The organism is Pseudomonas sp. 30_B (assembly GCF_017491605.1).
Taxonomy (GTDB): domain Bacteria; phylum Pseudomonadota; class Gammaproteobacteria; order Pseudomonadales; family Pseudomonadaceae; genus Pseudomonas.
The window spans coordinates 1-450 of the sequence record NZ_JAFGYY010000337.1 but is presented as its reverse complement, the minus strand read 5'-3'; the positions used below and the strand labels follow the sequence as shown (position 1 = coordinate 450).

Sequence of the window (450 nt, the reverse complement as noted above, 5' to 3'; positions counted from 1 at the left end):
CAAGAGAACGATGGCTACGTGTCCCTGCAGGTCACGTTCGGTTCGCGCAAGGCATCTCGCGTGACCAAGCCTGAAGCTGGCCACCTCGCCAAGGCAGGTGTCGAAGCCGGTGAAATCATCCGTGAATTCCGCGTGACCCCCGAAGTCGCAGGCAAGTACGCCGCTGGCGCTGCTGTGCCCGTGGCTGATGTGTTCGCCGTGGGCCAGAAGGTCGACGTGCAGGGCACCTCGATCGGTAAGGGCTTCGCCGGCACGATCAAGCGCCACAACTTCGGTGCGCAGCGCGCCTCGCACGGTAACAGCCGTTCGCGCAACGTTCCTGGCTGCATCGGTATGGCGCAGGATCCGGGCCGTGTGTTCCCTGGCAAGAAGATGACGGGTCACCTCGGTGATGTCACCGTCACGACGCAAAACCTCGACGTGGTTCGCATCGACGAAGCACGCCAACTG

The 450-nt window shown here is 63.1% G+C and carries 1 protein-coding gene; it reads left to right on the top strand.

What is annotated here, in order from left to right; translation table 11 throughout:
* Positions 1 to 450: 50S ribosomal protein L3 (rplC, locus tag J5M67_RS28555; protein WP_207888691.1), on the top strand; the 450-nt coding region annotated here is incomplete at both ends.